Origin of the sequence: Desulfallas thermosapovorans DSM 6562 (assembly GCF_008124625.1) — a bacterium.
In the GTDB taxonomy this organism is placed as follows: Bacteria; Bacillota; Desulfotomaculia; order Desulfotomaculales; family Desulfallaceae; genus Sporotomaculum; species Sporotomaculum thermosapovorans.
The window spans coordinates 113,153-134,230 of the sequence record NZ_VNHM01000003.1 but is presented as its reverse complement, the minus strand read 5'-3'; the positions used below and the strand labels follow the sequence as shown (position 1 = coordinate 134,230).

Sequence of the window (21,078 nt, the reverse complement as noted above, 5' to 3'; positions counted from 1 at the left end):
TAAACGCTTATTAATTAAGAAAAAAGTGTTAACAATATAGATAGATAAAGGAGGAGGAATTGATAAATGATTGGTACTACAACGTTAGCGGATTACTTGGTTAAAGCAGGTGATCGCTTGCCCGAGGAGGCCAACCGGGTGCTGGAAGCGCTGATCAATGAGGGTAACATGAATAAGGAAGATTTGTCGCTGCTTTCCCGGGTCAAAAGGGCTGTACTGGATCATGTGATTATGCAGTTGTATGCCCTGGGATTGGTGGATGTATCCACCGAGGGAAAAAGTAAAATATGCAGCCTGACCAAGCTGGGTGAAGAGTATATCAGCTTGCTGGCGGAAAGAAAAGCCGGTTAAATGACAACCGGCTTATTTTTTTTGGGGTGCGGTGTCCATAGACCCGACGTGCTGCAAAGCAGGTCCGGGGCGGGAAAAATGACTTGTTGGTGAAAAAACACCGGCAAGCAGGAAATAAAAGCCTGATATAGAATGGTTTGTACAGGGTAAAAAAGGAACCGTCGAGGAGGAACAAAATTATGGACATTGGTGGTCCCGTCGAAAAGGAATTTAACAGGGAATCCAAACGGTGGACTTTCAAGCTCTCCCGCAGCAAAATACCGGTGTTCGTTATTGTGCTCTTAATGCTGTATATATCCTTTTCCCTGGGCTCCCGGCTCGATCAGCTGTATAACATGCAGAAAAACATTGAGGCTATGCGGGCCGAGATTGAAGAGTTGCGGGACAAGAATGCCGCATTATATGAAGAGTTGGAAAGGTTGCAGTCCAATGATTATATTGAACAGGTGGCCAGGGAAAAGCTGGGGCTTGTCAAACCCGGCGAGGCCAGAATAGTACCGGTGCCGCCCGGTACAGGGGAGGCCCAGCCGTAAACGGTAGTTTGTTGAATTAAAGGACTAATTAACGCTTGACAGGCCGTATGGCTTTGGTATAATTAATCAAGCCACTCGGTAATGGGAGGATATATTTGCAGTTATGCCAGTGCAAGCAGGAAAAATTGTTGAAGGGAAAGTAACAGGGATTACAAACTTTGGTGCCTTTGTTGAATTGCCGGACGGGGAAGTCGGTTTGGTGCATATTTCTGAAATAGCCGAGGAATATGTAAAAGACATTAACGATTTCCTTAAAGTAAATGACCTGGTTAAAGTTAAGGTTATTTCCGTGGACCCCAAGGGAAAAATCGGGCTATCCATCAAGCAAACGGTGGAAAAACGCCGGCCCGCACCGCGTAAAAAGTTCGAAATTTCATTCGAGGAAAAGTTAAGCCGTTTTTTAAAGGACAGTGAAGAGAGACAACAGGGCTTGCGCCGCAACGCCGATGCCAAGCGTGGAGGTCGCGGTAACCGGAGATCATAAATTAAAGTGGTATACAAAAGCATTTCCAGTGGGAGATGCTTTTTTTATGGGTAGGTGATTAATCAGTGCTGGTTGCGGCAATTGATGTAGGTACCAATTCCACCAGGTTATTGGTGGCCGAGGTGTCCCGTGAGGGTATACTGCGGCCGGTTCTAACGGACCTGGCCACCACCCGCCTCGGGCAGGGTATTCAGGGGGGTCGACTGCTGCAGGTTGCTATGGATAGAACGCTGGCCGCAATTGTGGATTTTGTGGTGCGTGCAGAACGGGCCGGAGCCGGGAAAATCGTTTTGGCGGCCACCAGTGCGGTACGGGACGCCGCAAATCGTGACCAGTTTATTAACGCGGTGCGTTCCGCAACGGGGCGGGAGTTAATGGTGCTCCCGGGTCCCGAGGAAGCCCGGCTGAGCTACCTGGGCGTGACCAGCGCCCTGGGTGATGTGGGTGGGGCGCTGGTAATCGACATTGGAGGCGGTAGTACCGAATTTATCTGGCGCCGGGCCGGAAAAACCAGACTTGCCAGCATAAATGCCGGGGCTGTCCGGATGACCGAGGTTGGCTACGACGGCGGGCAAATTAACAACGCTATCGGTGACATAATGCAGGATGTCCTGTTGGACAACCCTGGTGAGGTAATCGGTGTGGGGGGAACGGTGACCACCCTGGCGGCCATGGCCCAGGGGATGCGCCGGTACGACCCGCGGAAAATCCACGGTTTTCGCCTGGCCACGGCCAGGGTCGATGAATTATATCGTTTGTTAAGCAGCTTGACCATCGAGGAACGCCGGCAATTACCCGGCCTGCAGCCCCAGCGGGCCGATATTATACCGGCCGGTGCCCGCATATTGAGTACAATTTTACACGGCCTGGCCCGGGAGAGTATACTGGTTAGCGAGGCGGACATACTGCACGGTTTAATAATGGATATTGCCGGAACAGGCGGAAAGTTGTCGCAATAAAACTGGGATAAAATACCAAAAAACTCCTTTTGAATCCACTTATTTGTAATATAATGGAAACAGCATTATGTCGCAAAGGGGTGGATTTGTTGTTTGAAAAGGCCGGTGTTTATCTGCAACAGCGCAGCCAGGCAAAGGAAGAAAATTTTTATCATAATTTAAACGCCGGGCGTCCAAAGGCCTCCCGGCTGCATATTTTTACCGGGTGGCGACTTAAGGACGGCACCGGACTGGTCGCCCTGCTGGCGGCTGGTTTTTTACTGGGCAGGGCTTTTTTGCTGGGTGAGTTGCTGCCCTTTGGGGTGGCGCTGGTGGCGGCCGGTTTTGTTTGTTACCGGAAATATGCTCTGGCGGCTCTGGCCGGGGCGGTGCTTGGCTTGTATGCCGTGGTGCCGGGTTGGGAGTTTGCTGTGCGGGTGGCGGCGCTGGTGGCGGTAAGTGTGGCCGTTCTGTCGCTGCCGCAGCGCCCCGGGGGGCAGCGCCTATGGCTGGGCGGATTGGTTTTTGCTGTGCAGGTGGTTGTGGGTACCGGTTATGTGGCCATTACCGGGCCTACCACCTATGAGTATATCAGGGTGCTTTTTGAGGCGATTTTTGCGGCGTTGCTGGCGGTGGCCTACTGGTCGGCCTTTGGCGGCCTGCGGGGACATGCCGCCGGTGAGCGGGTGACGGTGGAGCAAATTTTTTGTTTCGTAATCTTGCTGGTAAGTATAGTGGCCGCGGCCGGGCAGATGCGCTGGGGCATGGTTAGTCCCGGTGGTATTTTGGCCGCTTTAACGGTGCTTGCGGCCGGGTATGCCGGGGGTGCCGGTCTCGGGGCGGCTGCCGGGGCCATTATCGGGGTGTTGCCCGGCCTGGTATTCACTGTTTCCCCTGCGGCGCTGGGTGCATTTGCCTTTGCCGGTTTCCTGGGCGGCTTGTGCCGGGGTATGAAGCGGATAGGGGTGCTGGCCGGTTTCTTGCTGGGTAGCACGCTGCTTACCGTTTACCTGGGCAGCGGCCGGGATATAGCCGGCCTGATGGTGGAAGCGGCGTTGGCGGGGCTGGTATTTTTACTGCTGCCCGAAACCGTTTTTGCAGCGATGCAAAAAAATATGCCCCTGGCCGGTCCCTGGGTAGCGGCAACCCGGTCGAGCCAGGATGAAACCGATAACATGGAAGGCCGTTTAAAGCAATTGGGGGCAATATTTGAGGAAATTTCCTGTATCTATGACCAGGTTGGCGGTGCCCTTGAGCCCGGGGGGCATGAGGCCGGGTGGCAGGCGTCGATTAACGAAGTAAAAAACATGGTCTGTGATGGCTGCGCCATGTATAAGGTGTGCTGGGAGCGGGAATACCAGCTCACCTATCGAAACGTGGAAAGCTGTTTTGCGGCAGCCCAAATTAACGGGCGGGTGACACCGGAAGACCTGGATAAACGGTTGCGCCTGCGCTGCTCGTGCCCCCGGGAATTGGTTACGGCCATAAACTGCAGTTACCGATTATGGCGCATGCAGCAATTCTGGTACCAGAGCATGCAGGAGAGCCGGGAACTGGTATCCGTGCAACTGCAGGGTATGCGCGGGGTAATTGATAATATAGCCCGGGAGCTCATGGCGGGAAACGAAAACTGGTGGCGCCGCGGGGAATATTTAAAGCAGAGTTTAAAGCAGTCCGGTATATCCGTGGCTTCCCTGTCGTTATATCCTGGCATTCATGGCCTGGAGGTGGAATTAACTATACCTGACTGTGCCGGGAAAAAAAGATGTGTTTATGATGTGGCACCCCTATTAAGCCAATTGACCGGAGAAAACCTGGTCTGTTCCGTTAGAGATTGCGTCAATTGGGAACAGGGTGATTTTTGTACCTTTCGGCTTTACCCGGACCCGGTTTACCAACTGGGCATTGGCCTGGCCCGGTGTCCCGGTAAGGGCAATGAAATATCCGGCGACAGTTGCGCTTTAATGCCCCTGGCCGATGGCCGGCTAGCATTATTTATCAGCGATGGTATGGGATCGGGGGCGGGTGCGGCGGCGGAAAGTAAAACCACGCTGGCGTTGCTGCAAAAACTGCTCAAAGCGGGGTACAGCCGGGACCTGGCCATCCGCATGGTTAACGCTGTGATGATGCGCCATATGCCCGGGGATAACTTTGCCACGGTGGATATGAGTGTGATCGACCTGTATGACGGAAAACTGGAAATGGTAAAAATCGGGGCGTCGCCCAGCTTTTTGGTGCGCCAAAACCGGGTGCGGGTTGTCCGGTCCAGTTCATTGCCGGTGGGCATTGTTGATGATATAAATATTTTTGTCGAACAGGGTGCTATAGATCGCGGTGATATGCTGGTGATGGTTACGGACGGGGTTAGCGATGCTTATCCGGGCAAAGGGGAAGATGAGGAATGGATTGCTTCCGTGCTGGAGGAAATAATAGACCTGCCGCCCCAGGAAGTGGCGGAACTGATTTTGCGCCTGGCTATCAGCGGTAATAGCGGACAGCGGGCAGCGGATGATATGACTGTGCTGGTGGCGCGGCTGGAAAGCAGTTTTTGATAAAAATATAATAAAAAACAATATGGAGAAGGAAAATTTTTTACCGGTGTGGAAGTTTAAAAAAATAGGAATATTGTGGGTGAAAGAATGCCTCTACTTCAGCCGGTCGCGGAGCAAATCGATAAATACCATATGATTACCCCCGGTGAAACAGTGGTGGTGGGAGTATCCGGGGGACCGGATTCCATGGCCCTTTTGCATATCCTTTGCAGATTACGGGATACTCTGAAAATAAAACTGGTGGTCGCCCATTTAAATCATTGTTTTCGCGGCGCCGAAGCGGATGCCGATGCCCGGTTCGTTGAAGATACCGCCCGGCGGTTGCAATTGCCCGCCTTTGTGGAGGCCCGGGATGTTCCGGCATACATTGAGGGGCGCGGCATTTCCCCCCAGGTGGCGGCCCGGGAAGTGCGCTACAACTTTTTAGACGAAGTGGCCGTAAAAACCGGAGCATCCCGGGTGGTCCTGGGGCACCACGCGGACGACCAGGCCGAAACAATATTATTGCACATTCTAAGGGGTACTGGTGCCGGCGGTCTAAAAGGCATGCTGCCTGTGCGGGATGATTTTTACATTCGTCCCTTACTGGCAGTCAGGCGCCGGGATATCGAGGAATACTGCAGGCGGCATAACCTGCCCACCAGGATGGATTCAAGCAATATGCAGGCCAAGTATATGCGCAACCGGGTTAGGTTGGAATTGTTGCCTTTATTGGAAAGCAAATACAATCCCAATTTGGTTGAAGCCCTGAACCGCTTGGGTGAAATATGCAGGGATGAAGATGATTATATGGAACAGCAGGCTACGGAGATATTTTGCCGGACCAGGCTGTTATCCGGCGGTAATACTTTAAGGCTTGATATGGAAGGGCTCACAGCTGTTCCCCGGGCTTTACTGCGTAGAGTAATACGCCGGGCCTGGGCCGAAATGTGCGGTGACCAGGCGGAAATTAGCTACCGGCATATTGAGCAGGTTTTAGCAATAATAAATGGTGGGGGTGGTTTCAGGCAAGTTAATTTGCCACGGGGCATTGCTTGTAAAAAATATTACGGGGTGCTGGAATTTACCCTGGACCGTGAATATAAAGAGATCCCATTTTACCAGTATTTCCTCAAGGTGCCGGGTATCACTTTTATTCCCGAGGTGGGTATTTCCATAGGCGCTGAAATATTAACCGCCGGTGAGGCCGGGGATCCGTCCGGTTATGGTCCCTGGCAGGTGCTTTTGGATTATGACCTGTTAACCGTCCCTCTAGTTGTGCGGCGCCGGTTATCCGGTGACCGGTTTTGCCCCCTTGGGTTGGAAGGCACTGTGAAGCTGAAAAAATTTTTCATTGACCAGAAGATTCCCCGTCACGCAAGGGATTGCATTCCTTTAGTGGTGTCCGGAAATGATATTGTGTGGGTGGTGGGCATTCGCCCCGGTGAAAAGTGGAAGGTCACGGATCATACAGTAAATTATTTACGGTTATATAAGGTTGATTACGATTAATAACTCTGTGCAAAACTTATATTGTATAGCCTAATTAATACTATTGAAAAATAATTCTTTGTTTGTTAAAATTATCTTTATTGGCTTAGGTACCACCGTCACTGAGAGGAGTGGCTTATTTGAGCAAGGTCATCAAAAACCTTAGCATATATTTACTAATTGTATTGGTTACTATAGCTTTGATCAAGTGGAATACCCAGGAAACCACGGCCATTAAGGAAATGCGCTTTGATGAATTTTACGCCGCCCTGGGTGAAGGCAAGATAAAACAGGTAACTATCCAGCCTAATGATTATACTACGCTAATTTCCGGTGAGCAGGTGGGCGGTACGCAGTTTCAAGTACGGGGTACCGTGCCGGGTGCCGAGAAGGTGGAGGCTATCCTGCAGGATAAGGCGGTTCAATATAACGTCGAGGATCCCCCCAAGCCTAGCTGGTGGACCGGTCTTTTGACCACGATGTTACCTATTTTAATCTTTGTTTTGTTGTTCTTCTTCCTTATGCAGCAGACCCAGGGCGGGGGCAACCGGGTCATGTCCTTCGGCAAGAGCCGCGCCAAATTGCATACCGATGATAAGAAGAAGGTTACCTTCGCGGATGTGGCAGGTGCCGATGAGGTCAAAGAAGAACTGCAAGAAGTTGTGGAGTTCCTTAAGAATCCTAAAAAGTTTAACGAGTTGGGCGCCCGTATTCCCAAGGGGGTATTGCTGTTCGGGCCGCCCGGTACCGGTAAAACGCTTTTGGCTCGCGCCGTGGCCGGTGAAGCGGGAACACCTTTTTTCAGCATCAGCGGCTCTGATTTTGTGGAAATGTTTGTGGGGGTGGGCGCTTCCCGGGTCAGGGATTTATTTGAACAGGCCAAGAAAAACGCCCCTTGCATTGTATTTATAGATGAAATTGACGCCGTGGGGCGCCAGCGGGGCGCCGGCCTTGGCGGCGGTCACGATGAGCGGGAGCAGACCCTGAACCAGTTGCTGGTGGAAATGGACGGCTTCGATGCCAACGAAGGTATCATTATCATTGCCGCCACCAACAGACCCGATATTCTTGACCCGGCTCTCTTAAGGCCGGGACGGTTCGACCGCGAGGTGGTGGTGGGTATTCCCGATATCAACGGTAGAAAAGAAATATTACAGGTGCATGCCCGGGGCAAACCTCTGGCCCCCGGCGTGGATATTGAAATACTGGCCCGGCGTACGCCCGGTTTTACCGGTGCCGATTTGGCCAACCTGATGAATGAAGCTGCTCTGCTGGCGGCCCGCCGCGGTAGAAAGGATATCGGCCAGAGCGAGTTGGAAGATTCCATTGAACGGGTTATCGCCGGTCCCGAGAAAAAATCGCGTGTGATCAGTGAAAATGAGAAAAAGCTGGTTTCCTACCACGAGGCCGGCCATGCGGTGGTGGGCTACCTGCTGCCCCATACCGATCCGGTACACAAGGTTTCCATTATCCCCCGGGGGCGGGCAGGCGGTTATACACTGTTATTGCCCAAGGAAGACCGTTATTATATGACCAAATCGCAGCTGTTGGACCAGGTAACTATGCTGCTGGGGGGCAGGGTGGCCGAGGACCTGGTGTTAAAGGAAATTAGCACCGGTGCCCAAAACGATCTGGAGCGTTCCACCGAGCTGGTGCGCAAAATGGTGATGGAATACGGCATGAGCGAAGCACTGGGCCCCATGACCTTCGGTAACAAGCAGGAAGCCGTGTTCCTGGGCCGGGACATTGCCCGGGATCGCAACTACGGCGAAGAGGTGGCCGGGTCCATAGACCGGGAGGTCCGGGGTACCATTGAAAGAAGTTACAAACGGGCCAAGGACATACTTAATAAACATATTGAGATATTACATAGAATTGCCCGTGAACTGATGGAGAAGGAAACCCTCGAAGCGGAAGAATTTGCAAGTATTATGAAGGAAGCAGGTATTGAGGCCAATAAAGCTTAAGGAGGTTTTATTTGTTGGAGCGGACTTATGTAATGGTAAAGCCGGACGGTGTACAGAGAAATTTAATCGGGGAAATCATATCCCGCTTTGAAAAAAAAGGGCTCAAAATTGTGGGCCTGAAAATGCTGCATATATCCCGGGAATTGGCCGAGCGTCACTACGGGGAACATCGCGGCAAGCCGTTTTTTGAACCACTGGTGGACTATATCACTTCCGGCCCGGTGGTGGCCATGGCTTTGGAGGGTAAAGATGCAGTGAGCACGGCCCGGGAAATGATGGGGGCAACCAACCCCCTTAAAGCTGCCCAGGGAACTATCCGCGGCACCTTTGGCATGGATATCGGCCGCAATGTGGTACACGGCTCGGACTCTGTCGAAAGTGCAGCCAGGGAACTGGCATTGTTTTTTGCGCCGGGAGAAATAATAGAATACAAACGGGACATAGATAACTGGATTTATGAATAAAAAGCGGCCTCCAGGGGCCGCTTTTTGCTTTGGGGAAAAGAAGAAAAATTTATGAAATTAATAATGCAAGATTCTTTTTAGCAGGAAATAAAGTCACTTATGTAGAATAAATTCCATTTAATCTGGCTAACCCGAAGGACTGGTAGTTCCAACATTACAAAAGCCGTATTATAAGAACTACCGGCGTAAGTTTCCCGCCTCTACATGGGGGAGTCAAACGCCAGCCAAGTCATGCATTTGCAGTTCTAAAATTCAGATGGAGTAAAAGAATTCCTGTCTGAATTAAGAACTCGCTGCAAAGTTGAGGTGATACCTGTTGTCTTTAACCGGTCAAATTAGCCCCGGCTTAACCGGTACGGCTCAAGCGGAAGTTAATGAGGGAAACACCGCCATTGCCTATGGCAGCGGTGATATTAACGTGTTTGCTACTCCCGCCATGATTGGTTTAATGGAAAAGGCTGCCTTAAGCTCCGTAGATCCACTGCTGCCCCGGGGTTATACCACCGTGGGTATCAAGGTGGAGGTGGAGCACATCGCCGCCACCCCTGTGGGTGGTCGTGTACGGGCCCAGTCCAGGTTGCTGGAAGTGGACGGGCGGCGACTGCTTTTTGAAGTGGAGGCCTATGATGAAATGGAATTGGTTGGGCGGGGAACTCACCAGCGGTTCATCGTCCGGGCGGATAGCTTTCTGCAGCGGGTGGCCGCCAAAAAATAGTATAATTTTATTAAATTTTCAGCAACATAAAAAGCAGTATCCCGCTGTTGTTTTTTCTGTTATTGTCAGAGTATTGCGGTTATTGCCCAATACTTGTAAAAAAACAATCATAGTAAAGGGGGTTTACAGGGGGGTTAGTAACAGAGAATCAATCAGGTTGAAAAAGGATTAATCGAGAGGAGAGGAAAAAATTGGCATACGATGCAACTAAATTAAAGGATTTTGAAATCGCCGAACTGGCGGAGAAAAATATGCCCACGCCCGACGAGTGGCGAGAGAAGCTGAACTTGCAGAAGGATGAGGTTATTCCTTACGGCAGAATCTGCAAGCTGGACTTCATGAAGATTATTGACCGTTTAAAAGACAAGCCCGATGGCAAATTCATCGAAGTTACCGCCATTACCCCCACCCCGCTGGGTGAAGGTAAGACCACCACATCCATGGGTTTGGTGGAAGGCCTTGGTAAACGCGGCATGAACGTAGGTGCGGCTATTCGCCAGCCCTCCGGCGGCCCCACCATGAACATCAAGGGCACCGCTGCCGGCGGCGGCAACGCGCTGGCTATTCCCATGACCGAATTCTCCCTCGGCCTCACCGGTGACCTGAACGATATTATGAACGCCCACAACCTGGCCATGGTGGCCCTCACCGCCAGGATGCAACACGAAAGAAACTATGACGATGCCGAACTGGCCAAGCGGAACCTGCGCCGCCTGGATATCGATCCCACCCGGGTAGAGATGGGCTGGATTATCGACTTCTGTGCCCAGGCCCTCCGGAACATCATTATCGGTATCGGCGGCCGGATGGACGGCTACATGATGCAGTCCAAGTTCGGTATTGCTGTGAGCTCCGAAATTATGGCCATCCTGGCCGTGGCCCGGGATCTAAAAGACATGCGGGAACGCATTGGCAAGATCATCGTGGCTTATGACAAGAAGGGCAACCCCGTAACCACCTCCGACCTGGAAGTGGCCGGTGCCATGACCGCTTTTATGCGTAACGCCATTAACCCGACCCTGATGAGCACTGCCGAATACCAGCCCGTACTGGTACACGCCGGCCCATTCGCCAACATTGCCATCGGCCAATCCTCCATCATCGCCGACCGCATTGGTCTGAAAATGTTTGACTATCACGTTACCGAGAGCGGATTCGCCGCTGACATCGGATTTGAGAAGTTCTGGAACGTCAAGTGCCGCTTCAGCGGGCATATACCCAATGTTTCCGTGCTCACCGCTACTATCCGGGCCCTCAAGATGCACGGTGGCGGCCCCAAAGTTGTTGCCGGTCGCCCGCTGCCCGAGGAATATGTTAAGGAAAACGTCGAGCTGGTTGAAAAGGGCTGCGAGAACATGGTGCACCACATCAACACCATCCGCAAAGCCGGTATCAACCCGGTGGTTTGCATTAACTCCTTCCATACCGATACCAAGGATGAAATCGCGGCGGTACGCCGTGCCGCCGAAGCAGCCGGGGCTCGTTGTGCCGTATCCGAGCACTGGCTCAAGGGTGGCGACGGTGCCCTGGAGCTGGCTGATGCAGTTATCGATGCCTGCAACGATGAAGTCAACTTCAAGTTCCTGTACCCGCTGGAAATGCCTCTGCGCCAGAGGGTGGAAGTCATTGCCAAGGAAGTCTACGGTGCTGACGGCGTAAGCTGGACACCGGAAGCCGAAGCCAAGGCCAAGGCCTTTGAAGAAAATCCCGAGTATAAAGATTTCGCCACCATGATGGTTAAAACACACCTGAGCTTGTCCCATGATCCCACCCTCAAGGGTGTGCCCAAGGGATGGATATTACCGGTGCGCGACGTGCTGATCTTCGCCGGTGCCAAGTTCCTGTGCCCCATGACCGGTACCATCAGCCTGATGCCCGGTACCAGCTCCGACCCGGCTTACCGGAGAATCGATGTGGACACCGAAACCGGCAAAGTGCTGGGCTTATTCTAATAAAGCATATAGCTGAAAAAGACTCCCCCGGTGGGGGTCTTTTTTTTTTACATCGCTGTACCGGCTTGGGTTTTATTAAAAAATTCACATATAAAATCAGGTCATGGTGGCATTTAGTCATAATTATATATTATAATAAAAATAAGTAAGATATTTAACAATCCCCGCGGCAGGAGAAATGCTATTGCATATAGAACTTTTTCGCAAATGGAACTTTTGTGGAAGCAAAGCCTGACTGCATCGGGTGAAATCCCATTATTTGATATATGAGGAGTGCATTAATATGTCCAGACCGCCTAAATGTCGCCGGGTTGAGTTTATGCCCGAGCTGACTTTTTTTAAACCCGCAGGTATACCGGTAAGTGAACTGGATGTTGTACAGCTCACGGTGGAGGAATTAGAAGCCATCAGGCTAAAGGATCTACTTGGTTTAGAGCAGGAGGGCTGTGCTGAAAAAATGGGTGTATCCCGCCCGACCTATCACCGTATACTTTCCTCTGCCCGGGGCAAGGTTGCCGTAGCCCTGGTGGAAGGAAAAGCTATCCGTGTGGAGGGAGGTCACTTTGAAATGGTGGTTCGCCACTTTAAATGCTTTGACTGTGACCACCAGTGGGAGTTGCCCTGCGGTGTGGGGCCCCGAGGCTCCGAGATAACCTGCCCTCAGTGCCAGAGCGGTGATGTGTCCAGGGTGAACAAAGATGGCCGCCCTTATGGCTGTCATGCGAAAAAATTAGGCCGGGGTAATAACCAGGATAACTAACAGCTGCATTTATCAGGGGTCCCGTCCACTTCTACCATTTCCAGATTCTATACATTGCCGGGCAACTTGTTGTATAATTATGGTATTGTGGCAATTGTAATTAATAAAATATTCATATAAAACAGTTTATTTAATCACAAATAATCTAGTATTTACCTAACTGTAAAGGTTTGTTTGAAAAAAAGGCTTGGTGCCAGGTGTTCCCGGGGTTGAAAGATTAAATCTTTCAACCCCGGGAACACCTGGCACCTGCGTAAGCACCGCAAAAGCCGGCCCGGGGAGATTATAAGTGGATCTCGCCCGAAATTTTCGAACAACCTCTGTAATGAGGGGGAATTTAAATGCTCAGCAATTATTTTGATGATTTAAAGGTTGGCGATCGCTGGGTGTCCCGGGGACGAACCATAACGGAAACTGATATCGTAATGTTTGCCGCCTTCAGTGGTGACTGGTATCAGCTGCACACGGACCGGGAATGGGCGGCCGAAACTTCCTTTGGGCAGAGGATTGCCCACGGGTTACTGGTGCTTTCGGTGTCTTCAGGTTTTTGGGATCTTTCGGGAGGAACGGTAATTGCCTTTTATGGTATGGATAAAGTGCGCTTTACCGCCCCCACCTTTATCGGTGACACTATTCACGCGGAGTTGGAGGTGGTGGGCAAACAGGATAAAGGGCCGGACAGCGGAGTGGTTGATATCAAACAGGAGATTAAAAACCAGCGCGGTCAAGTTGTGGCGGTGGCAGTATTACGGCTGTTGCTCAAAAAAAGAACAGGTTAGACATTAAGAAAAAATAAATAGATTTATTAGAATTAATAAATATATGTTTAGATTACTTTTAGGGAGTATTTTATGGAGGTGTACATATATCATAATGTCTAAACCGGTTGTTTCCGTAGTCAAGTTTAATGACCCGTATCAATCATTGCGCCAATCGCTGGACTTAAGCGAGGGGCTAAAAGGGTTCAGCAAGGAAGATAAAATACTGATCAAGCCCAACCTGGTGTCCTGGGATTTTGATTTGCCATTTCCCCCTTATGGGGTGGTGACCACATCGGCGGTTATGGCCGCCCTGGTACGTATCCTGGCCGAGGAGGGTTTTACCGACCTGACCATCGGGGAAGCCCCGTTAATGGTACCTAAAACTGTGGGTCAAGCCATGTTCAAGGTGCTGGGCTACCAAAAATTAAAGGAGCAGTACGGCGTAAAACTGGTGGACTTTAACGAAGAAAAATTTGTTAAGGTGGACTGCGGTGGTTTTGAGCTGTCACTGGCGGAGAAGGCGCTGGAGGCGGATAAAATTATCAACGTGCCGGTGCTCAAAACCCACAACCAGACCAAAGTTTCCCTGGGTATTAAAAACCTGAAGGGCTGTCTGAACCGCAAATCCAAAATGTTCTGTCACGGGGCCCAAAACGACCTTAATCATACCTTCCCGCATATAATCGAAAAGCTTCCGGTGGCTCTTACCATTATAGACGGCGTATTCGGCATCGCCAAGGGACCCGGACCCACCGGTAAGGCCGAGCGGCTGAACCTGCTGGTGGCTTCCAAGGACCCCCTGGCCGCCGATGTGGTGGGGGCCGCCCTTTTGGGTTACAGCGCATCGGATGTTGAGCACCTTGTTTACTTCGCCAAACGCAGCGGCGGCAGTATCAACCTGGCTGATATCGATGTGCAAGGGGAAGATGTGGCCGCCTGCGCTAAATTCCTGGATTACGACTGGGAATGGACTCCCGGCGACACAGGCCCTTTGGGTTATGCCAAACGCGGCATTAAGGGTTTGGCGGTGCGCAAGTACGATAATACCATGTGTACGGGCTGCTCCATGTTATTCAATCCCCTGCTTATTATGCTTATGTCGGCATATAAGGGTGAGCCCTTCCCCAACGTGGAAGTGGTCAGCGGCAAAGTGCAGAAGGCCTCCCCGGGCTTCGACAAAACAGTACTCTTTGGCCGCTGCGCCTGTGCACTGAATAAAGACAACCCCAACATTAAAAAGGCCATTGCCATTAAAGGATGCCCGCCCGACTTGAAGGAATTTGAACAAATGATGCGGGAAGAGGGCATTATGTGTGATTATAATGAGTATGTAAAGTATCGCCACTATATTTACCACCGCTACAAAGCCGGGGATGGATTTGATATGGGACTGTACAGTATATAGACTTCATTTAATTGATTGTATTGGATTAGTGGTGTGGTCAAGACGCTGGCACACTAAAGAACAAATCAGCAATTAACTACAAGTTGTATAAAGTTGTATAAAGGGGAGCCGGACGTTTTTGCTTGACGCCCGGCTTTTTGTTCCGGTTGCGCAGGGTATACCAGGCAACCCGGCTAGGTGGAATCGGGTGGTTTAATGTGAACTGTTATATTGGCCTGAAAATTATTCCAAGTTTTAAATATTTCTATTGTTTTTAAATTTCGGATTAGATATAATATTCTAACAATATAGATAACTAGAGTGGTCAAAAACAAAAACTGGGGGTGTCGCGTTTGTTAAACTTTCCTAAACCATACTTAAAAATCTACGAATCGGGAGGGGTAGACTGGCAAATCAATATTGAACCAAAGCCATTACATACCCTGGTATTTGATTCGGCCAGGAAAAACCCGGAAAAAACCGCCATGATATTTTACGGGCATAAAGTAACCTATGCCCAGTTAGCCGGCTGTGTGGTCAGGGTAGCAGCGGCCCTTTACGAACTGGGCCTGCGCAAGGGTGATAGAGTCGCGCTTATGCTGCCCAACTGTCCCGACTTTGTATTTGCTTATTATGCCGCCATGAGCCTGGGGGGCATAGTGGTAAACACCAATCCCATGTATGTGGAAAGGGAAATTGAACACCAGGTAAACGACTCGGGCTCCAAGATGATTATAACCCTGGTTGATTTATATCCCCGGGTTAAAAACGTGCGGGACAATACGCCCCTGGAGAAGGTTTTATTAACCGGGTTTACCGGCAAGCCCGAAGCGTTGCCCGGTGATACAATTTGGTTTCCGGACCTTTACGCGGTGGACAGAACCCCGGCCCCGGCGGTGGAAATAGACCCGGCGCGGGATTTGGCAGTGCTGCAGTATACCGGCGGCACCACCGGCGTGTCCAAAGGGGCCATGCTGACCCATTTGAACCTGTACGCCAACTCCATGCAAACCAACCATTTTTTTAATAACGATGCAAAGAAACAGTTAATTATGAGTGTGCTGCCCTTTTTCCATGTTTATGGTATGACCTGTTGTATGAACCTGGCTGTGGCGTCAGCTACCACCATGCTTCTGGTGCCCCGGTTCGTGCCCGGGGAAATAGCCCAACTGATTAGCCAGTATAAGCCCACCTTTTTCCCCGGGGTACCCACCATGTTTGTGGCCATGTTAAACAGCCCGGAATTTAAGGATTATAAGGATTACGCCAGTGTAATGGCTTATAATTCCGGGGGTGGGCCGCTGCCCCTTGAAATAGGGTACAGCTTTGACAAACTGTTGGAGGGCACCGGCTCAACAATGACCGAAGGATACGGGCTGTCCGAATCATCACCGGTGACCCACTGCAATCCCGAATTTGGCCCGAACAAACGGGGTTCCATAGGGGTGCCCTACCCGGGGACCCACGCTGCGGTGGTGGATATCGAAACCGGCACCCGGGTGCTGCCCGTGGGCGAAGTGGGGGAACTGGTGATCCAAGGTCCCCAGGTAATGGCGGGTTACTGGAACCGGCCCGAGCAAACCGCCCAAACCCTGAAAAACGGCTGGCTGTATACCGGAGATATGGCCAGAATGGATGAAGACGGGTATTTTTATATCGTGGACCGGAAAAAGGATCTGATTATTGCCGGTGGTTATAATATTTATCCCCGGGAAGTGGAAGAGGTTTTGTTTGAACATGCCAAGGTACAGGAAGCGGTGGTGGCCGGTGTGCCGGACGCCTACCGCGGGGAGACGGTGAAGGCTTATGTGGTATTGAAGGAAGGCCAGACTGCTACGGAACAGGAACTGATTGCCTTTTGCCGGGAAAGGCTGGCTCCTTATAAAGCACCCAAAGCGGTTGAGTTCAGGCAAGAACTGCCCAAGTCGGCGGTGGGTAAGCTTTTAAGGCGCAAGCTGGTGGAAGAGGAATTAAAGAAGTTGGAGCAGTCCGGTAAATAATTGAATGCAACCACCCTCCGGGGTGGCTTTTTTGTGCTGTCTAAAAGGCGGGATGGTAAATGACAGGTTTTTTTTCAACATATTGCATTATATGGATAACAATTAACCGGTACTTCTTGTTTTTCTATAGGTCCCGTGATATTATCTAAATATTCGAACGCGTTATTGTCTAAATATTCGAAATCCTGTACTATGCATAATTCGAGGCTGGCCAAAGCCCATACTTGGTCGCCAACAATGCCCAAAGGAACAATACAAATAAAGGCATATAGGAGTGATTTGCATTGACACAAACAGCCCAACAGTTAATTGACGAATTAAAGCCGCTTTTTGATCCTCAATCCATTGCCCTGATCGGTGCCTCCACTGATTTTAGCAAACCCAATGGCCGTCCTTTGGAACTTCTATTAAAGCACGGTTACCGGGGGCGCATTTATCCCGTTAATCCCAAATATAACGAGATAGCCGGAATTAAATGTTATTCTTCCCTGGATGAAGTCCCCGGGGAGATAGATATGGCCATCATTGCGGTGGCGGCGGCCAGTGTACCAGGTATGTTACGGGCCTGTGGTGTCAGGGGGGTGCGCTCGGCAGTGGTTTTCAGCTCCGGTTTTGCCGAAGTGGGAACTAAAGGGGTAGCGCTGCAGCAGGAAATTGCAGCCATTGCCCGGGAATATAATATCAAAATGTGCGGCCCCAACTGCCTGGGTTTGCTTAATGCCGCCAACGGAGTGATGGCCACCTTTGCCACGGTGCCCATACATGCGGGGCAGGTATCTTCGCGGCTGCTGGGGTTTATCACCCAGAGCGGGGCCTTCGGTGCCGTCATTTATATGCTGGCCACCCAGCGGGGCGTTGGTTTTAATTATTTTGTCAGTGTCGGCAATGAGGCCAGCCTGGAGTTCAGCGATTTTTTGGAATACATGTTATCGGATCCGGAAACCAGGGTAATTGGCGGCTATATGGAAGGGGCCAAGGATGGCGCCAAACTGCGCCGGGTTGCCGAGAAAGCCCTGCAGGTGGGCAAGCCCGTTATATTGATTAAAGTGGGCAAATCCGCTGTGGGTGCCAGGGCCGCCAGTTCCCATACCGGGTCGCTGGCCGGTGCGGACCGGGTTTACGATGCCTTTTTCCGCCAGACCGGTATTATACGCATTGACAGTATGGAAGAATTGGTGGCCCTGGTGGACCTTTTTGCCGGTGGTAAACTGCCTGCAGGTAACCGGGTGGGTATAGTAAGCACCTCGGGTGGGGCCGGGGTGCTGATGGCGGATAAATGTGATGAATTGGGGCTGGTGGTGCCGGAAATATCGCCCCCAAACCGGGAGCATCTGGAAAGTATGCTGCCGGGGTTTGCCTCGGCGCAAAATCCCGTGGATATCACCGGGCAAATAATGAATGACCCGGGATTGCTAAAACAGTGTCTGGAAACAATAGTTAAGGACCCCGGGATACATTCTATACTATCCTTTTTTGCCCTGTCCGGCCCCCGGGCCGAAGAAATGGCCCGTGATATCGTCGAGGTATATAATAGCACCGGTAAACCCATGGTTATGATCACCTGGTGTTCCGAGGGCAATGAATCCAACGTGCATGCCTATAAAATATTAAAACAGGCCGGAATACCCATCATAGAGGAACCCGTGCAGGCGGTGCGGGCACTGGCTTCGCTGGTACAATTCTCCCAAACCCGGCAAAAACGACTGAATGAGGCTCAGTCCGGGCCATACCGGCCGGCCTATGACCGGGATAAAGCGAGGCTGTTGCTGCAACAGCACCCCTTTGGGGAGCGGGAGTCCAAGGCCCTGCTGGCCCACTGCGGTGTTCCGGTGGCCGCGGGGAAAACTGCGGCCACCCCGGAACAGGCCCTGCAAGCAGCCCGGGAGATAGGCTATCCGGTGGTTATGAAGGTGGACGCGCCGCAAATCAAGCATAAAACAGAGGCCGGGGCCGTCCGGTTAAATATTGCTTCGGACGAGGAATTAGTGGCCGCCTTTGCTGAAATAACGGCCAGTGCCCGGCGCTATGCCCCGGATGCCGGGGTGCGGGGCGTGCTGGTGGAGGAAATGCTGCCGCCGGGCACCGAAGTGATTGTGGGCGCGGTGCAGGACCCGGTTTTCGGCCCCACGGTAATGGTGGGTCTGGGAGGGATATTTGTGGAGGCGCTGGAAGATGTGGCTTTCCGGGTAGCCCCCATCACCCGGCAGGACGCCCGGGATATGCTGGCCGAGCTCAAGGGCGGGCGTATCTTACAGGGTCTCAGGGGACGCCCGGCGGCCGACATTGATGCCCTGGTGGATGTGTTGCTCAAAGTATCGGCCCTGGCTGTGGATTTTAAAGAAGAAATAGTGGAGATCGATATCAACCCCCTGCTGGTGTACCCCGCGGGACAGGGTGTCCGGGCCGCGGACGCGCTACTGGTTAAGAAGAACAGTGACGGCATTTAAACAGCTTGTTCGAAAATAACCCTGGTGCCCGCGTGCGCACTGCAAAAGCCGGCCGGCGCGGAGATTATAAACCGAACCCACGCTTTTATAAAAGTCTTTTTGAACACTTTTTAAAACAGGGCTGAAATTTATTCCCCGAGTCAAATATTATATACTAACACCTTTTTCGGTGGTAAAATTAAATTGCGGAAAAATTTAAACCACTGCGTCTTGATAACAACCGTCATGTAGTTTTCAAAAAAGCGCAGCCAGGCCAAAGTGGTCAATGTTTTTCGAGAAGGGAATGTGAAATTTTTGCGCCGGGCCAACAGGATTATCAATGACCCCAGGTATAAAGAATGTATCCAGCGTAACGCTGCGTGCGAGCAAACAAGACGTTTTTGCCGGCATGACCTGCAGCATATGCTGGATGTGGCCCGTATCACCTATATACTGGTGCTGGAGGAGTGTACATCCGGCTCCGGGACGGTGCCCGGTGGGCATAAGGACATATATTTATTGGAAAGGTTAACTGGTAATGAATTGGGAACTGCACAACCGGCTACCGGTGTGGCGGACCTGCTGGGACAAGCCAGGGAAATAATTTATGCTGCAGGCCTCTTGCATGATATGGCCCGCTGGGTGGAATACGAAACCGGCGAAGACCACGCCGTTGCCGGAGCCCGGATGGCCCTTGAAGTGCTGGGCCGTGCGGCATTTAATCCCGCTGAACGAAAAATAATAACCACTGCCATCCGGGAACACCGTTCCGGTGGTCCCGGAGCCAGCCCGCTGGGACAACTTATCTGCCGGGCCGATGACCTGGCTCGCCCCTGCAGCCGCTGTGCGGCCCGGGATGACTGCTACAAGATTGATCGTATGGAAACCGCCGGTATGCTTATTTATTAAAGACGGGCTACCTGTCATAATACCATTGGCTGCTTGCCGCGGGTTAAACCCTTCATACACAATTGCGTGGTGTAAAACCAAATGTTCATCCGGACATCTTGCATCCATCCAAAGGGGGGATATAAACTGTACTTTAATATGCATAACCTGGTGACCATGAGCCGGAAAGGGCTACTTGAAGAGTTCAACAAAATCGGTACCGACCCGGCCGGCGGCGCGGTGATGGCGCCCAAGGCACTGCACCGGCTGGTAAAAATATATGACTTGACACCCAGGCAGGCCAATATAATTAAACAGGAAATGCTGGGCAAGGGCGGTGATGCGGCCGTAGCCCGGGGAGTGGTGGACGCCTCGGTGGAAAAGACCGATGTGCTGCTGATGGGCACTGAAAAACAGTACCGGGCGCTGATTAAAAAATTGCGCATGCAGCCCTTTAAACTGGCCGACCTGGCCGGTGAGCTGGAAGAACTCTTGAAGAACCTGGGGAGGCGTCCTCCCCGGGAGCTTGACTGCCGGGGTAAAAAGCTGCCCCTGGGGGAACGGACGCTGGTGATGGGTATTTTAAATGTTACCCCTGATTCCTTCTCGGACGGTGGCAGGTATAATAACGTTGAGGCTGCTGTTGCCCGCGCCCACCGCATGGTGGAGGAAGGGGCGGATATCATAGACCTGGGGGGTGAATCCACCAGACCCGGCCATAAACCGGTAAGCGTGGAAGAAGAACTGGAGCGGGTGATACCCGTGCTGGAGATACTGGTGCGGGAAATCGACGTGCCCATCAGTATAGATACCACCAAGGCTCCGGTGGCCCAGCGTGCCCTGGAGGTGGGGGCCCACATGATCAACGACCAGTGGTCGCTGCGGGCCGACCCGGACATGGCCTCGGTGGTGGCCCGGTACCGGGTGCCCCTGGTGATGATGCACAACCAGCACCACACGGTGTACCGCGACTTGATTGGTGATATGGTGCAGTTTTTCCGGGAGAGCATCGCCATGGCGGAAGAGGCCGGTATCCCTCGGGAAAACATAATCATTGACCCGGGTATCGGGTTGGGTAAGGATTTTGAACAAAACCTGGAGCTAATGCGCCGCCTGCGGGAGCTGGGCTGTTTGGGGCTACCGGTGCTGCTGGGTACTTCCCGCAAATCCATGATCGGCAAAGTGCTGGACCTTCCCGCCGACCAGCGGGTGGAGGGCACTGCCGCCACCGTGGCCCTGGGCATTGCCCACGGGGCCGATATCGTCCGGGTGCACGACGTCAAGGAAATGGTTCGGGTGGCCCGCATGACCGATGCCATGGTCCGGCGGTAGGACACGGGGACGTTTCGCCTGTCTTAGGACTCGAGGATGTTTCCCTTGTCTTAACCTACGGTCCATTGCGCGCTTTGGGGACACTGGAACTGTTCCCGTGG

The 21,078-nt window shown here is 52.0% G+C and carries 17 protein-coding genes; all 17 read left to right on the top strand.

From position 1 onward, the window contains the following. Nucleotides 1-66: 66 nt before the first annotated feature. The 17 genes from LX24_RS03795 (at nucleotide 67) to folP (ending at nucleotide 20,977) form a co-directional block, all read left to right on the top strand. Nucleotides 67-351, top strand: a complete 285-nt coding sequence (locus LX24_RS03795) for a transcriptional regulator (protein ID WP_207706523.1) — start codon at nucleotides 67-69, stop codon at nucleotides 349-351. Between the two features lie 179 nt (nucleotides 352-530). Further along, nucleotides 531-884, top strand: a complete 354-nt coding sequence (locus LX24_RS03790) for an FtsB family cell division protein (protein ID WP_166510812.1) — start codon at nucleotides 531-533, stop codon at nucleotides 882-884. Nucleotides 885-987: 103 nt separating this feature from the next. After that, entirely contained in the window at nucleotides 988-1,368 is a 381-nt protein-coding gene (locus LX24_RS03785; protein WP_166510811.1) for a S1 RNA-binding domain-containing protein, read from the top strand. A gap of 65 nt (nucleotides 1,369-1,433) precedes the next feature. Then, on the top strand, nucleotides 1,434-2,327 hold the full coding sequence (locus LX24_RS03780; RefSeq protein ID WP_166510810.1) for a Ppx/GppA phosphatase family protein: 894 nt from the start codon (nucleotides 1,434-1,436) through the stop codon (nucleotides 2,325-2,327). An 89-nt stretch (nucleotides 2,328-2,416) separates the two neighbouring features. Continuing rightward, nucleotides 2,417-4,858: a stage II sporulation protein E gene (gene spoIIE / locus LX24_RS03775; RefSeq protein WP_166510809.1), complete on the top strand. Its 2,442-nt coding sequence runs from the start codon at nucleotides 2,417-2,419 to the stop codon at nucleotides 4,856-4,858. A gap of 87 nt (nucleotides 4,859-4,945) precedes the next feature. Next, entirely contained in the window at nucleotides 4,946-6,349 is a 1,404-nt protein-coding gene (tilS, locus tag LX24_RS03770) for a tRNA lysidine(34) synthetase TilS (protein WP_166510808.1), read from the top strand. Nucleotides 6,350-6,468: 119 nt separating this feature from the next. Beyond that, nucleotides 6,469-8,295 carry an ATP-dependent zinc metalloprotease FtsH gene (ftsH, locus tag LX24_RS03765; protein WP_166510807.1) on the top strand — a complete coding sequence of 609 codons (1,827 nt, stop codon included), beginning with the start codon at nucleotides 6,469-6,471 and terminating at the stop codon, nucleotides 8,293-8,295. 14 nt (nucleotides 8,296-8,309) lie between these two features. After that, nucleotides 8,310-8,759 (top strand): nucleoside-diphosphate kinase, encoded by a 450-nt coding sequence (gene ndk, locus LX24_RS03760; RefSeq protein ID WP_166510806.1) that lies wholly within the window; start codon nucleotides 8,310-8,312, stop codon nucleotides 8,757-8,759. A gap of 316 nt (nucleotides 8,760-9,075) precedes the next feature. After that, a complete protein-coding gene (locus tag LX24_RS03755; protein WP_166510805.1) occupies nucleotides 9,076-9,474 on the top strand; it encodes a thioesterase family protein in 399 nt (132 codons plus the stop codon). A 191-nt stretch (nucleotides 9,475-9,665) separates the two neighbouring features. Continuing rightward, nucleotides 9,666-11,426 (top strand): formate--tetrahydrofolate ligase, encoded by a 1,761-nt coding sequence (locus LX24_RS03750; RefSeq protein ID WP_166510804.1) that lies wholly within the window; start codon nucleotides 9,666-9,668, stop codon nucleotides 11,424-11,426. Between the two features lie 283 nt (nucleotides 11,427-11,709). Then, nucleotides 11,710-12,186 (top strand): DUF134 domain-containing protein, encoded by a 477-nt coding sequence (locus tag LX24_RS03745; RefSeq protein ID WP_166510803.1) that lies wholly within the window; start codon nucleotides 11,710-11,712, stop codon nucleotides 12,184-12,186. 341 nt (nucleotides 12,187-12,527) lie between these two features. Beyond that, nucleotides 12,528-12,965, top strand: a complete 438-nt coding sequence (locus LX24_RS03740) for a MaoC/PaaZ C-terminal domain-containing protein (protein ID WP_166510802.1) — start codon at nucleotides 12,528-12,530, stop codon at nucleotides 12,963-12,965. Between the two features lie 94 nt (nucleotides 12,966-13,059). After that, entirely contained in the window at nucleotides 13,060-14,352 is a 1,293-nt protein-coding gene (locus LX24_RS03735; protein WP_166510801.1) for a DUF362 domain-containing protein, read from the top strand. 332 nt (nucleotides 14,353-14,684) lie between these two features. Continuing rightward, nucleotides 14,685-16,331 (top strand): long-chain-fatty-acid--CoA ligase, encoded by a 1,647-nt coding sequence (locus LX24_RS03730; RefSeq protein WP_166510800.1) that lies wholly within the window; start codon nucleotides 14,685-14,687, stop codon nucleotides 16,329-16,331. A 284-nt stretch (nucleotides 16,332-16,615) separates the two neighbouring features. After that, on the top strand, nucleotides 16,616-18,778 hold the full coding sequence (locus LX24_RS03725; RefSeq protein WP_166510799.1) for an acetate--CoA ligase family protein: 2,163 nt from the start codon (nucleotides 16,616-16,618) through the stop codon (nucleotides 18,776-18,778). 285 nt (nucleotides 18,779-19,063) lie between these two features. Continuing rightward, nucleotides 19,064-19,666: an HD domain-containing protein gene (locus tag LX24_RS03720; protein WP_243131608.1), complete on the top strand. Its 603-nt coding sequence runs from the start codon at nucleotides 19,064-19,066 to the stop codon at nucleotides 19,664-19,666. A 156-nt stretch (nucleotides 19,667-19,822) separates the two neighbouring features. After that, the gene (gene folP / locus LX24_RS03715; protein WP_423244319.1) at nucleotides 19,823-20,977 is read left to right on the top strand and encodes a dihydropteroate synthase; all 1,155 of its coding nucleotides are present in this window, start codon (nucleotides 19,823-19,825) and stop codon (nucleotides 20,975-20,977) included. Nucleotides 20,978-21,078 lie beyond the last annotated feature (101 nt).

Excerpts from the sequence above, each read along its gene's own strand:
- LX24_RS03735 (WP_166510801.1), top strand. The coding sequence starts at position 13,060 with ATGTCTAAACCGGTTGTTTCCGTAGTCAAGTTTAATGACCCGTATCAA.
- tilS (WP_166510808.1), top strand. The coding sequence starts at position 4,946 with ATGCCTCTACTTCAGCCGGTCGCGGAGCAAATCGATAAATACCATATG.
- LX24_RS03795 (WP_207706523.1), top strand. The coding sequence starts at position 67 with ATGATTGGTACTACAACGTTAGCGGATTACTTGGTTAAAGCAGGTGAT.
- LX24_RS03740 (WP_166510802.1), top strand. The coding sequence starts at position 12,528 with ATGCTCAGCAATTATTTTGATGATTTAAAGGTTGGCGATCGCTGGGTG.
- LX24_RS03790 (WP_166510812.1), top strand. The coding sequence starts at position 531 with ATGGACATTGGTGGTCCCGTCGAAAAGGAATTTAACAGGGAATCCAAA.
- LX24_RS03785 (WP_166510811.1), top strand. The coding sequence starts at position 988 with ATGCCAGTGCAAGCAGGAAAAATTGTTGAAGGGAAAGTAACAGGGATT.
- LX24_RS03745 (WP_166510803.1), top strand. The coding sequence starts at position 11,710 with ATGTCCAGACCGCCTAAATGTCGCCGGGTTGAGTTTATGCCCGAGCTG.
- folP (WP_423244319.1), top strand. The coding sequence starts at position 19,823 with ATGAGCCGGAAAGGGCTACTTGAAGAGTTCAACAAAATCGGTACCGAC.